This window comes from Gordonia sp. NPDC127522, from assembly GCF_042672305.1.
Taxonomy (GTDB): Bacteria; Actinomycetota; Actinomycetes; order Mycobacteriales; family Mycobacteriaceae; genus Gordonia; species Gordonia hongkongensis.
The window spans coordinates 201,720-214,853 of record NZ_JBHXVK010000001.1 but is presented as its reverse complement, the minus strand read 5'-3'; the positions used below and the strand labels follow the sequence as shown (position 1 = coordinate 214,853).

Here is a 13,134-nt window from a genome sequence, read left to right as displayed (position 1 = left end):
TCCGGGAACCGACTGGTGAACGCCGGCTGACCGACCACCTGAGCTCCGACAATCACCAGGAGAGCCATGAGCATCTGGAACACACTCAACAACGTCGACTACACCCTCCGGCATGTGCAGGTCGGCGACTGGAACACCCGCGTGCTCGAAGCCGGCTCGGGGCCCGCTCTGATTCTCATGCACGGCACTGGCGGGCACCTCGAGGCCTACAGTCGCAACATCGAAGCGCTGGCCGAACACTTCCGTGTCATCGCCTACGACTTCCCGGGCCACGGTTACACCACCTTCTCCGATCACGACCTGGAGACGCCCGAATACGTGTCACATCTGAAGGAGCTCATGCATGAGCTCGGTATCGAGCGGGCACATCTGAGCGGCGAGTCCCTCGGTGGATGGGTCTCCATCAAATTCGCCGCCACACATCCAGAACTCGTCGACCGGATGGTCCTCAACACGCCGGGCGGAACCATGGCCACACCTGAGGTGATGGAGCGCATCCGCTCGCTGAGCCAGGCCGCGGCCGACGATCCGCAACCGGCTACCGTTCGCGCCCGGCTCGAGTGGCTCATGGCCGATCCGTCCTCGGTGACAGACGAGTTGGTCGCGATCCGCCGGGGCATCTACTCCCAACCCGGCTTCGCCGATTCGATGAAACATATTCTCTGCCTGCAGAACCCGACGATCCGCGCTCGAAATATCGTCTCCGGCGACCTGCCGTCGATTTCGACGCCCGCCCTGGTCGTCTGGACCAGTGACGATCCCTCCGGCCCGGCGGGAGAGGGCATGCGTATGGCCGAGGAGATGCCGAACGGAGAGTTCCAGCTCATCAGCAACGCGGGTCACTGGCCCCAGTGGGAGCAGACCGAGGTCTACAACAAATGCCTTGTCGAGTTCCTCACCCGGAACTGAACGGGCGGAGCAGGGCCGCGAGCCCTGTTGTGCAGCAATGAGATACGAGGAGTCCCGATCGGGACTCCTCGTATCTCATTGCTGTGGGTGGCCGCTGCGGCGACCTACATAGCAAGACACCCCGCGTCGACAGCCAGGCTCGTTCCGGTCACATAGCGCGCCTCGTCCGAGGCGAGATACAAGACAGCGTTGCTGATGTCCTCACAATCGACCCACGGCAGCTTGTCGAACACGTGCACCGCTGACATCGGCTCAAGGACGTCGGCCTCGGTGGGGGACTCGAGATCAGGACGCCACATCCGCATCGTCGCGGTATTGAGGATCATCGGCGTACCGACATTCGTGGGCAGCACGGCATTCACACGAATCCGATGTTCGCCGAGTTCGTTGGCGAACGCCTTGGCGAGTCCGATGACCCCGTGCTTGGCAGCGACATAGTGGCCGATCGTCGTACCCCCCTTGAGCCCGAAAACAGATCCGGTCAGCACGACCGAACCGCCATTCCCGCTCTTGATCATCTGTTTGATACCGGCACGCGCCGTCTTGTACACGCCGGTCAGGTTCACATCGATCATCTGCTGCCACATGAAGTCGTCCATGTCCACCAGAGGACTGAAACTGACGATGCCGGCATTGGCGACCACGATGTCGATCTTGCCGAACTCCTCGACGCCGTCGCGCACGACGTCGTCCAGCTGACCCGTGTCCCGAACGTCGGCGACCCGTGCCAGGATCTCGCCGCCCTGCTCCTGTACCAGCCGGACGGTCTCATCCAGATCGCTCTGGCTGCTCATCTCGTACGGAATACCGTCATCCTGCGCGCAGAGATCAGCTGCGACGATCTTCGCGCCCTCGGCGGCCAGGCGTAGTGCATGACTTCGGCCCTGTCCGCGAGCGGCTCCGGTAATGAATGCGACTTTCCCACTTACTCGTCCCATTGATAACACCTCCACTTGTCTGATTCTTCGTGTTCCGGTCCGGAGCGAACGGAGCCGTCAGTCGGGGATCAATACACCTCGGCCGCGTAGCTGTCCGGAATCCAAGGCTCTGAGCGCATCGTTGATCCGGTTCAACGGATATGTCGTGGTGGTGAATTCGACGACCCCACGCGCGACCAATGCGGTCAGTTCGACCATCTCGTTGTAGCTTCCGCCGACGTTGCCGACGAAGCTCGTCTCCGGGAATATGGCCTGCGTGAGGATTTCCACCTCCAACTTTCCCCCGTATCCGACCATGAGGTCCATGCCGTTGTCCGCGAGCAGGTCCACGGCGTCGCGCTGCGCGCCCCCCTCGCCGACGTAGTCGATCACGACCTCGGCGCCGACACCTTTCGTCAGTTCACGAACGTGCTCGACATGCGAGTGATCAGCTTCAGCGAGAACGACATGGTCCGCACCCCACCCACGGGCCAGGTCGAGGGCCGCCGCGTTCTGATCGATCACGATGATCTCGGTTTCACTCAGAGCCCGTAGGGCCTGGATTCCGATGTGACCGAGACCTCCCGCTCCGATGACGACAGTCCTCGTGCCCGGGACCGCGAGGGGAAGGGCTTTGCGGACTGCCCGGTAGGCGGTCAGGCCCGCGTCGCCGAGTGGCGCGGCTTCGACCGGCGTGATGCCCTCTGAAAGAGGCACCACGGCACGGGCATTCGTACGCACGTACTGGGCGAATCCGCCGGGGGCGAACACTCCTGCACAGGTACTCTGTTTGCAGTGCATGTCGTCTCCCGCTCGGCATGCCTTGCAGAATCCGCAGGTTGCATACATGTGCAGTACGACCGCGTCGCCGACCGAGACGTTCTTGACGCCGGGGCCGATCTCTTCGATCCAGCCCGCGGTCTCGTGCCCGCAGATGAACGGAAGGCCCACCCCCGCATCCTTGTGCATGGCATCGAATTCGCCGCGCCAGAGATGAATGTCGGTACGACAGAAACCGGCTGCACCGACTCGGACGATGACGTCGTCTGGGTTCTCGATCGCGGGATCGTCGACGTCGGCCATCGCGAAGTCCTCACCGTAACCGGTGAGCAGAGCAGCGCGCATGAATTTCTCCTTACGATGTATGCGTATTACGAAGGTTGTCGCGAACCGAGGTCGACGGCGGCGACGGGCCTCGAATTCGGCCCGGCGCCAACGACAATCCGCCGAAACCACCGTTCCGAGATCTGCGTGGCCGCCTCATTCTGTCCGGCCGACCGGTTCGGAGCGAACTCAACCGGTCGGGTAGAGGCTGGCGGCCAGGCCACGTAGTCGGCCTCGATCGATCTTCCCGGTCGCGTTCTTCGGCAACTCCTCGACGTTGAACAATGCCTTCGGCGCCTTGAACCCGGAGATCTTGTCGCGGCAGAACTCGCGGACTTCATCGACTCCGAGGTCGGTACCGCTCGTCACCGCAAACGCGACTATCGCCTCCCCCCAATGATCATCGGCAACTCCGACCACTGCCACCTCGGATACCGTCGGCAATTCGAGAATCACCTCCTCGACCTCGAAGGGATCCACGCTGAAGCCGCCCGTCTTGATGATTTCCTTCAGCCGACCGACATAGCGAAGATGACCGTTGTCGTCGACGGTCCCGAGGTCCCCTGTCATGACCCACTCACCGCGGACGACGGCGGCGGTCTCGTCCGGCCGCTGGTGATACCCGGTCATCGTCGACGGGCCGGAGAAGCCGATTTCGCCGACGCTGTTCGGCCCTACCTTGTTGCCGTCTTCGTCGAACGCCCCGATGCGGGCAACGCCCATCGGCACACCGACGTTTGTTGGATCCGAACGGAATTGGTCCGCGACCGCACACGTCAACTGCGCTTCGGTGAGGCCATACATATACACGAACACATCCCCGAACTCCTGCAGAGCCGCGGCGCGTAGCCGCGATGGAAAGGCATACGCGGTGTAGATCGTCGTCAGCGACGAGGTATCGGATCGTTGCTCGGCGGGAACGCTCAGCATGGCGGAGATCATGGTGGGAGCGAGAAAGGTCCTCGTCACCCGATGTCTCTCGATCAATTGCCATACTCGAACCGCGTCGAAGGCCTCGTCGAGAACCACAGTCGCGCCACCGATCAATGCGGGCAGGACGAAATGCACGAATCCGATGCCGAACGCCGGTAAGTTGAACAACTCCACATCGTTGCTGTCGCGTGGCGACCCGAGGGCGGAGTTCACCGCGTTCCAGGTGTTGGCGCGATGGGTTCGTTGTACACCTTTCGGCGTTCCAGTGGTACCGGACGTGTACGTCACCGTCGCGATACGGTCGTCACCGTCGGAGTCGGCGCATGGCTTGACCGGCGTGCCGCGGCCGGCAAGCGCCGTCAGCGTATCTCCCGCGAATGGCGAACCGGTGACCGCGATGACACCGCCGTCGCTGCCGAGCAGCCGCCCCGCGCGCTCTGCCTGTGCATCGTCGGCGACGATCCGTTCGACGGCGGCGTCCACGACGATGACCGACTGCTCCTTCGCGGTGAGTCGCGTATTGATCGGCACTGCAATGCAATTCGCCCGAGCGAGCGCCATGAGCACGACGACGACCGCAGGAGTGTTCGACATCATCACCCCGACGGCCGAACCGCCGATTCCGGTCGCTACGAATCCGCCGGCCATCGCAGCGATCCGGTCTTCCAACTCCGCGAAGGAGACGTTCTCGCCCGGACCGATCAGAGCGATACGCGCAGGGTTCCGCTCACAAGCGCACAGCAGTGGGTAGGAGTAGTCCATCTTCAGTCCGATCTGATCGTCCGCGTCTAGACAGAAAGGACGATCTTGCCGCTGTGGCGGCGTTCGTCCATCAATCTGTGAGCTTCTGCGGCCTCTTCGAGACCGAGGACTTTCCAGATGGTCGGGTCGAGCTGTCCGGTTCCCTGAAGGCGAACGAGTTCGGCGGTCGCCGCGCGATTTGCGCGCGTCGCTCCATGGACTTGCAGATTGAGCGCGAACAGCATTCCGAGGTTCAACTCGGCGCGGATACCGCCGTGCGAACCCACGACCACCAGTCGGGCCCGGGGGGCGGCACTGGCGATGGTGTCGGCCCATGTGTCCGCACCCACCAGTTCGAGCAACACGTCAGCTCCCCTGCCGTCCGTGGCCCGACTGACCTGACCGGGCACATCCGACCGGTAGTCGATCGGCTCGGCACCGAGGGCCTCGAGCTCGGCCAGCTTCTCGTCCGAGCCGCCAAGGCCCAGCACACGCGCGCCCGCAAGTCTCCCGATCTGGATTGCCGCGTGGCCACATCCACCGGTCGCACCGGTCACCAGCATCACTTCACCGGGACGCACTTCCGCGCGCTCGATGAGCGCGGTCCAGACCGGGGCGTAGTTCACGAGCAGACCCGCGGCACTCTCGAAGGACACGTGGTCGGGAAGCGGCATGAGCAGCTCGGCAGGCCATGCCAGATACTCCGCGTAACCGCCGCGACCCGGCGTGGACACTCCGAGGACCTCGATCGACCCGCACGCGTTGTCGTGCCCGGCGAGGCATTCCCGGCAACGTCCGCACGAGATGTGTGAGTGCGGAGCAACCCGGTCGCCCACCGCGATTCCGGAGACACCCTCGCCCAGCGCCTCGACGACACCGACCGGCTCGATGCCGGGAATGTGCGGAAACGCCATGGCCTGACCGAAATAGAAATCCATCAACGACTCTTTGCCGTACACACCGGCGCGCTGCTCGACGTCCATCCGGTTCACACCCACCGCCCGAACTCGGATCAGCGCCTCGCCGGGGCCGGGTTCTGGCACGTCGATCTCATCGACCCGCAATGACTCCGGCGGACCGAACTCGTGAATCCTGACAGCTTTCACTCGAGCCTCCTTGTCGAGTGCAGGCCTGGGGCCGCACATCGCCGGCCCACAAGCACTGCTGTGTGATCATTCCCAGCCGACCGGTCGGTCGGTACCGTCGAATACTAGCCGTGATCGGAGTCACACGTCAATGTCGGTGGTCGACAGCGGGTCGAGCCGGCGCCCCCAGTGACCAAGCCACCAACCCGCCCTCCAAGGCCTTGCGCCAACCCGTCCTCCAGAGCCTTGCACCAACCCTCGCGCGTGGCATACCGTGAACCCGACTCCCGACCGACCGAACGGTCGGGACACTGCCAACGCCGGATCTGCTTGATCAGCGCACCTGGCAACTACGTCGACAACGGAGGTACCGACCATGTCCGGACCGGGACCGAGCAGGGACGCCGCGTGGCACTACCGGAGCATGCTCCTGTGCCGGCGCTTCGAGGAAACCGTGCACGAGCAGTACGACCTCGGCAATGTCCCAGGTCCACTCCATCTCTCGATCGGGCAAGAGGCGGTCGCGGCCGGGGTGTGTTCTTCACTGACCGACACTGACGTCATCACGTCGACGCATCGCGGGCACCACCATTGCGTGGCGAAGGGGGCCGACCTCGGCAAACTCATGGCAGAGCTGCTTGGCCGCAAGGACGGATACTCCCGGGGGCGCAATGGGTCGATGCATCTGGCCGACACCTCCATCGGGCTCCTGGGAACCAACGGAATCGTCGGCGGCGGAATACCGATAGCGGTCGGAGCCGCTCTCGCGATACAGCTTCGCGGCTCATCCGACGTCGCCGTGTGCTTCTTCGGTGACGGCGCCACCGCGACCGGTAACTTCGCCGAGGCACTGAACATCGCCGCTCTGTGGAAGTTGCCGATCGTCTTCGTCTGCGAGAACAACCAATTCGCCGAGATGACCCCGACCTCTGTCCATGTCGCCGGCCAACTGTGGCGGAGAGCCGATGCACACGACTTTCCTGGCATGCGCGTGCAGGGCACCGAAGTGTCGATCGTCGCCGCCACGGCACGTGCTGCGGTCGCGCGAGCCCGAGCGGGCGGTGGGCCCACATTGCTGGAAGTGATGACCTACCGATTGTCTGGCCACTATGTCGGAGATCCGTCGAATCGTGATCACCCGATGGCCGAGCGGTGGCGCGCGCGCGACCCTCTCACAATAGCTCGACGCGAACTCGACGACGGCGAGGCAGATCGCATCGACGCCGAGGTCGAGGCCGAGATCCAAGACGCGCTGGGCCGCGCACTCAAGAGTGAACCTGTGTCAGTGGAGGACATCGCATGAGCACGCCAGTCGACAACGCGACGAAGGACCTGAAGTACTGGCAGGGCATCAACCAGGCGCTTGTCCAGGAGATGGAACGGGACGAGCGCGTGATCCTGTTCGGGGAGGACGTCGGCGCCCCGGGCGGGCCCTACGGGGTGACGCGTGGCCTGCAGAAGACCTTCGGCAAGGACCGCGTTCGCGACACACCGATCAGCGAGGCAACGCTGGTCGGCATGGGTGTCGGCGCTGCGGCGATGGGCTTCCGTCCGGTCGTCGAGCTGATGTTCTTCGATTTCTGCATGATCGCGATGGACCAGATCGTCAATCAAGCTGCCAAGTTCGAGTACTTCACCGGGAACCCGCTGCCGCTGACGATCCGCACGATGAGCGGCGCAGGCGGATCATACGGCGCGCAGCACAGTCAGAGCTTCGAGTCCTGGTACTGTGCCATCCCGGGCCTCAGCGTGGTGATGCCGTCGAATGCTCGCGATGCCAAAGGGCTTCTGAAGTCGGCGATCAGGGATGACAGTCCCACACTGGTGATCGAGACCAACGGGCTCCTCACCGTGCGTCGGGAGACACCACTCGATCCGGATTTCCTGATCCCACTGGGCGTTGCAGAGATCCGCCGTCCCGGCGAACACATCACCATCGTGGCGACCGGACGGATGGTCGATCGTGCCCTCGACGCCGCCGAACATGCTGCCGGGCAGGGTATCTCGGTCGAGGTGATCGATCCTCGGACCATCTCGCCGCTCGACACCCAAACCATCCTGGAGTCCGTGGAGAAGACCGGGCGGCTCATCGTCGTCCAGGAGGCGACGGCTCCGTGCAGCATCGCCGCCGAGGTATGTGCACTGGTGGCAGAGAACTGCCTCGACAGCTTGCGTGCTGCTCCGATCCGACTGACCGCGGATTTCGTCAACGTTCCGACGCCCGCGGAGCTGGTCGAAGCGCGGGTCCCGCAGATCGACGACATCGCCGAGGCCATCGCCAAAGTCCTCTGACCCCACCGTGCGACCAGTGGACGCGTGCGGTTGCCCGCTCAGACGGAAATCGTAAGGCGGTCCACGCACAGCCGCTACCGTCGAGCCATGAGCCCAGACTCGAGACCCGCACCTTCGGCTTGCGACGAGACGGCTGCCGTCCTCACCTCCTTCGACGACGGCGTGGGAAGGCTGACCCTCAACAACCCACGCCGCAAGAACGCCATCACCCTCGAGATGGCCGCGGCGATCGAGGAGTTCTGCGACCGGGTCACCGAGGACGAGAAGATCGGCGCGGTGGTCGTCGACGCCGCCGGTTCCTATTTCTGCAGCGGCGCCGACACGCGGATCCTCGCCAGCGCGTCCGCGGACCCCGCTGCGCCGCAGTCGGTGGCCCAGCTGTCGGCCGTCTACCGTGCGTTCGTACGCGTCGGCTCGCTGCCGGTGCCGACGGTGGGGGTCGTCGTCGGCGGGGCCGTCGGGGCGGGTCTCAACCTCGCGCTCGCCGTCGACCTGCTCATCACGACGCCCGATGCCGTCCTCGACAGTGGGTTCCTCGCACGCGGGATCCACCCCGGCGGCGGCCATCTCACCCTCCTCAATCGCGCGGTGGGACGCGCGAACACCATCGCGCTCGCGGCCTGCGGCGAGTCGCTCACGGGCGAGCAGGCCGTCGAGCGGGGCCTGGCGTATGCGTGCGCGCCGACGGCGGACATCCCGGCGATCGTCGGCGGTCTGACCGGACCCGCCGCCCGGGACCCCGAGCTGACGCGTCGCGTGATGGCCAGTGTCCGCCTCGAACTCGGCCCACCGGCGGTGACGTGGGAGTCGGCGATCGAGATCGAGCGCGGCACCCAGATGTGGTCGATGGCGCGCAAGGGCCAGAATTGGTCGTCCCGCGGGCCCGGCCGGTCATGAGCCAGAACGGGGCAGACCCTTCGAGACGCCACTCCGCAAGCTCCGCGGCTCCTCAGGGAGCAGAGAGACGCCACTCCGCAAGCTCCGCGGCTCCTCAGGGAGCAGAAGCACGCCACTCCGCAAGCTCCGCGGCTCCTCAGGGAGCAGAAGCCCGGTCCCGGCCGGCCATGAGCCCGGGAGCAGAGGACGTTTCCGACGACGTCCTGCGCACCCTCCGCGAGGAGGTGCGCGACTTCCTGCGAATCGAACTCGCCGGGGGCGCCTTCCGTCCCGACGTCGACAGTTGGATGACGGGTTTCGATCCCGACTTCAGTCGACGACTCGGCGATCGGGGCTGGCTGGGTATGACCATGCCCGCCGAGTACGGCGGACAGGCGCGCTCGGCGGTCGAGCGTTTCGTGGTCACCGAGGAACTCCTCGCGCACGGCGCGCCGGTCGCCGCGCACTGGATCGCCGATCGGCAGATGGCCCCGGGCGTCCTCGCCAACGGGACGCACGCGCAGAAACAGCACTACATCCCGCAGATCTCGGCGGGCACGATGTTCTTCGCGATCGGGATGAGCGAACCCGACGCCGGGTCCGATCTGGCCGCGGTCCGCACCCGGGCCACCGACAACGGGGACTCGTGGACGATCAGCGGCACCAAGGTCTGGACCACCGGTGCGCACATCGCGCACGCCATGGTGCTCCTCGCACGCACCGACGGCACCACCGAGGACCGCCAGCAGGGACTGTCGCAGTTCGTCGTCGACCTCCCGCACCCCGACATCGAGATCCGTCCTCTCGCGAGCATCGACGGCGACGCGCACTTCAACGAGGTGATCTTCCACGACGCCGTCGTCGACTCCTCGGCCCTGCTCGGCGCGCGCGGGCAGGGATGGCGACAGGTGATGAGCGAGTTGGCCTTCGAACGGTCGGGGCCGGAGCGGTATCTCAGCACGTTGCCCCTTCTGCGCGCGTGGACCGATTTGCTTCGAAAACACGGTGCGACGCCGCAGCAGCGAAAGGTCCTGGGTGAGTTGACCGCGCAGGCTTGGGCGCTGCGTCAGATGTCGTTGCAGGTGGCGCGGCAGTTGTCCGTCGGCGACAAGCCCGATGTACTTGCTGCGATGGTCAAGGACCTCGGGTCGACCTTCGAGGGCGACCTCGTCACTGCCATCCGGGACTCGTCCGGCGCGACCCCGCGACGCACCGGCGGGTCGGACTTCGACCGCCTGCTGGCTCAATCAGTCCTGCACACACCGGCTTTCACCCTGCGTGGGGGTACCAACGAGATCCTGCGCGGCATCGTCGCGCGCGGACTGGGGATGCGATGACCGATCTGGCAACAGAACTCGCCGCCGCGACGGCCGCGATGGTGACACGGTTTCCCGTCGACCTGCGGGCCCCGGCCACCGAACCCGACCCCGCGCTGTGGAAGGCCCTGGTCGACGCCGGGTTCACCGCCCTCGACGTCGCCGAGGGGGCCGGCGGTCAGGGCGCCGACCTCGCCGACGCTCTCGCCGTCCTCGACACCCTCACCGAGGCCGGCGCGATCACCCCGTATGTCGAACACGCATTGCTGGCTGCGTGGCTCGCGGGACGCGTCGATCACGCGCTCGACGGGCTGAGTGCGACCGTCGCGGTCGTCGACGAGGCGACCGTCCGAGGAGATGACGAGCGAATTCGACTCAGCGGCAGCGCGATCGGAGTCCCGTACGCCGCGTCGGCGGACGTCATCGTGATCCTGGCCTCGACCGCCGACGGCGCGGTGATCGCGGTGGTCGACGGTCGCGGACCGGGGCTGCGCGTCGAACCCGGCACCGACCTGACGGGATCGGAATACAGCGACATCGTCTTCGACGATGCCGTGGTCACGTTCTCCGCCCCGTCGCCGGTCACGGTCGACGAGCTGCGCACTCGAGGGGCGCTCGTCTACACCGTCGCCCTCGCGGCCGCTGCGCGGACCGTGCGCGAACGGACCGTCCGCTACGCCACCGAGCGGGTCCAGTTCGGCCGGTCGCTGGCCAAGTTCCAGGCCATCCAGCAGACTCTCGCGCACATGGCCGCGCAGACCACGCTGATGGAGACCGCCGCACGAGCGGCGACCGCCGCGGCGTCGGAAGATATCGATACGGCCCGCGACGCGATCGCCGCCGCGAAGATCGTCACATCGCGGTCCGCGCACGACGTGGCGGCCGCGGCTCATCAGATCCATGGAGCCATCGGATTCACCGCCGAGCACGCGCTGGGGCGCTTCACCACCGCGTTGTGGACGTGGCGCGATCGGTACGGGACCGAGCACGACTGGTCGGAGCAGTTGGCGGCGCGCATCCTCGACGACGGCGTCGACTCGTGGCACCTCATCAGCGGTGCGTCCGATCCCGTCGCACAGTCGACGGGAACAGACGCACAGTCGACGGATCCGGGCGCACAGTGAACGAGTTCGGGTGCACAGTCGACGGGATCGGGAGCACCCCTGGCGTGGCATTTCTGTAACGTGTTCTAATTCAGGTAGAACACGTTCCAGCTGCCCGCACGAAGGGGACCCCATGGCCGGCTCGACCGAACCAGAACAGACCAGTACCGAACCCGAGACCTTCGACGTCGTCGTCGTGGGAGCCGGCGGTGCTGGCCTGAGCGCGGCGATCACCGCAGCTCAGAAGGGCTTGTCGACGGTCCTGATCGAGAAATCGCCGTACTGGGGCGGCTCGACGTCGCGCTCGGGGGGCGGGGTCTGGATCCCGAACAACTCGGTGCTCCGCCGCGACGGCGTGACCGACACCCCGGACAAGGCCCGCGAGTACGTCCACGCGATCATCGGCGAACACGCGCCCGCTGACCGCATCGACGCCTACATCGACCGCGGACCCGAGGCGCTGGACTTCCTCATGGCGCACGCGCCCCTCGACCTCGAGTGGGTCAAGAACTACTCGGACTACTACCCGGAGGCACCCGGCGGCCGGCTCGGCGGACGGTCGATCGAACCGCGCCCGTTCGACGCGCGGCGGCTCGGGGACGACCTGAAGACCCTGCACCCGCAGTACACCAAGGCGCCGCTGAACATGGTCGTCCTGCAGTCGGACTACCGCTGGCTCAACACCGGCCTGCGTCACTGGCGCGGTCCGCTGCGCATGGCGAAGGTCGGCAGCCGGTTCTTCTGGGCGCGCAGCCGCGGCAAGAAGCTGATCGCCATGGGCGCAGCCCTCGCGGCCGAGCTCCTCCTCGGTGTCCGCGAGGCGGGCGTCCCGGTGCGCTTGAACACCGGCCTGGCCGACCTCATCACCGAAGACGGTCGCGTCGTCGGGGTGATCGCCGAATCCGACGGCAAGCGCGTCGAGATCCGGGCCCGCCACGGCGTGATCCTCGCCTGCGGCGGATTCGAGCACAACGACGAGATGCGCAAGAAGTACCAGCGCGACCCGATCGGCTCCGAGTGGACCACCGGCGCCCCGAGCAACACCGGCGACGGCATCAACGCCGGCCTCAAGATCGGCGCGGCGGTGTCGCTCATGGACGACGCCTGGTGGGGTCCGACCATCCCGCTGCCGCGCGGTCCGTGGTTCGCGCTGTCGGAGCGAGCTGTACCCGGCACCTTCATGGTGAACACGCGCGGACAGCGCTACATGAACGAGTCCCTGCCGTATGTCGAAGCGGTGCACCAGATGTACGGCGGCGAGTTCGGCCAGGGCGAGGGCCCCGGTGAGAACGTGCCGTCGTGGCTCATCTTCGACCAGCGTTGCCGAAACCGCTACCTCTTCGCCGGCATCAACGCGCGACAGCCGTTGCCCAAGAAGTGGTTCGAGTCAGGCGTTGTCGTCAAGGCCGACAGCATCGCGGAACTCGCCGAGAAGATCGGCGTCCCGGCCGACGCGCTCACCGCGACCACCGAGCGGTTCAACGGCTTCGCCCGCACGGGTGTCGACGAGGACTTCGGCCGTGGCACAAGCGGTTACGACCACTACTACGGCGACATCACCAACAAGCCGAACCCGAGCCTCGGCGAGGTGAGCAAGGGCCCGTTCTACGCGGTCAAGATGGTGCCCGGCGACCTCGGCACCAAGGGCGGGATCAACGCCGACGCCTCGGGTCGCGCGCTGCGGGCCGACGGCTCGGTCATCGAAGGCCTCTACGCGGCGGGCAACACCAGCGCCCCGGTCATGGGGCACACGTACGCCGGCCCGGGCGCGACGATCGGTCCGGCCATGGTCTTCGGATATCTGGCCGCCGCCGACATCGCCGCCAAGGCCGCCACCGCGACATCGACAGGAGCCTGA

11 protein-coding genes are annotated in these 13,134 nt (G+C 66.1%); 7 read left to right on the top strand and 4 right to left on the bottom strand.

Going from position 1 to position 13,134, the window contains the following annotated elements:
• Positions 1 to 66: 66 nt before the first annotated feature.
• Positions 67 to 909, top strand: a complete 843-nt coding sequence (locus ACFVHY_RS01030; RefSeq protein WP_390267186.1) for an alpha/beta fold hydrolase — start codon at positions 67 to 69, stop codon at positions 907 to 909.
• Between the two features lie 104 nt (positions 910 to 1,013).
• Here ACFVHY_RS01030 and ACFVHY_RS01025 read toward each other — a convergent pair whose 3' ends face one another.
• The 4 genes from ACFVHY_RS01025 to ACFVHY_RS01010 all read right to left on the bottom strand — a co-directional run bounded on the left by ACFVHY_RS01025 (position 1,014) and on the right by ACFVHY_RS01010 (position 5,710).
• On the bottom strand, positions 1,014 to 1,847 hold the full coding sequence (locus tag ACFVHY_RS01025) for a mycofactocin-coupled SDR family oxidoreductase (RefSeq protein ID WP_390268762.1): 834 nt from the start codon (positions 1,845 to 1,847) through the stop codon (positions 1,014 to 1,016).
• Between the two features lie 57 nt (positions 1,848 to 1,904).
• Positions 1,905 to 2,951: an NAD(P)-dependent alcohol dehydrogenase gene (locus ACFVHY_RS01020; RefSeq protein ID WP_390267183.1), complete on the bottom strand. Its 1,047-nt coding sequence runs from the start codon at positions 2,949 to 2,951 to the stop codon at positions 1,905 to 1,907.
• A 168-nt stretch (positions 2,952 to 3,119) separates the two neighbouring features.
• Positions 3,120 to 4,625: a class I adenylate-forming enzyme family protein gene (locus ACFVHY_RS01015; RefSeq protein WP_390267180.1), complete on the bottom strand. Its 1,506-nt coding sequence runs from the start codon at positions 4,623 to 4,625 to the stop codon at positions 3,120 to 3,122.
• Positions 4,626 to 4,651: 26 nt separating this feature from the next.
• Entirely contained in the window at positions 4,652 to 5,710 is a 1,059-nt protein-coding gene (locus ACFVHY_RS01010) for a zinc-binding alcohol dehydrogenase family protein (RefSeq protein WP_390267177.1), read from the bottom strand.
• Positions 5,711 to 6,065: 355 nt separating this feature from the next.
• Here ACFVHY_RS01010 and ACFVHY_RS01005 point away from each other — a divergent pair, with 355 nt between their 5' ends.
• The 6 genes from ACFVHY_RS01005 (at position 6,066) to kstD (ending at position 13,134) form a co-directional block, all read left to right on the top strand.
• A complete protein-coding gene (locus ACFVHY_RS01005; RefSeq protein WP_390267174.1) occupies positions 6,066 to 6,992 on the top strand; it encodes a thiamine pyrophosphate-dependent dehydrogenase E1 component subunit alpha in 927 nt (308 codons plus the stop codon).
• Positions 6,989 to 7,981 carry an alpha-ketoacid dehydrogenase subunit beta gene (locus ACFVHY_RS01000; RefSeq protein ID WP_390267171.1) on the top strand — a complete coding sequence of 331 codons (993 nt, stop codon included), beginning with the start codon at positions 6,989 to 6,991 and terminating at the stop codon, positions 7,979 to 7,981. The genes ACFVHY_RS01005 and ACFVHY_RS01000 overlap by 4 nt, the downstream gene beginning before the upstream one ends.
• 87 nt (positions 7,982 to 8,068) lie before the next feature.
• A complete protein-coding gene (locus tag ACFVHY_RS00995) occupies positions 8,069 to 8,878 on the top strand; it encodes an enoyl-CoA hydratase-related protein (protein ID WP_390267168.1) in 810 nt (269 codons plus the stop codon).
• Positions 8,879 to 9,045: 167 nt separating this feature from the next.
• Positions 9,046 to 10,194 carry an acyl-CoA dehydrogenase family protein gene (locus ACFVHY_RS00990; RefSeq protein ID WP_390267165.1) on the top strand — a complete coding sequence of 383 codons (1,149 nt, stop codon included), beginning with the start codon at positions 9,046 to 9,048 and terminating at the stop codon, positions 10,192 to 10,194.
• A complete protein-coding gene (locus ACFVHY_RS00985; RefSeq protein WP_390267162.1) occupies positions 10,191 to 11,297 on the top strand; it encodes an acyl-CoA dehydrogenase family protein in 1,107 nt (368 codons plus the stop codon). The genes ACFVHY_RS00990 and ACFVHY_RS00985 overlap by 4 nt, the downstream gene beginning before the upstream one ends.
• A gap of 112 nt (positions 11,298 to 11,409) precedes the next feature.
• Positions 11,410 to 13,134 (top strand): 3-oxosteroid 1-dehydrogenase, encoded by a 1,725-nt coding sequence (gene kstD / locus ACFVHY_RS00980; RefSeq protein ID WP_390267159.1) that lies wholly within the window; start codon positions 11,410 to 11,412, stop codon positions 13,132 to 13,134.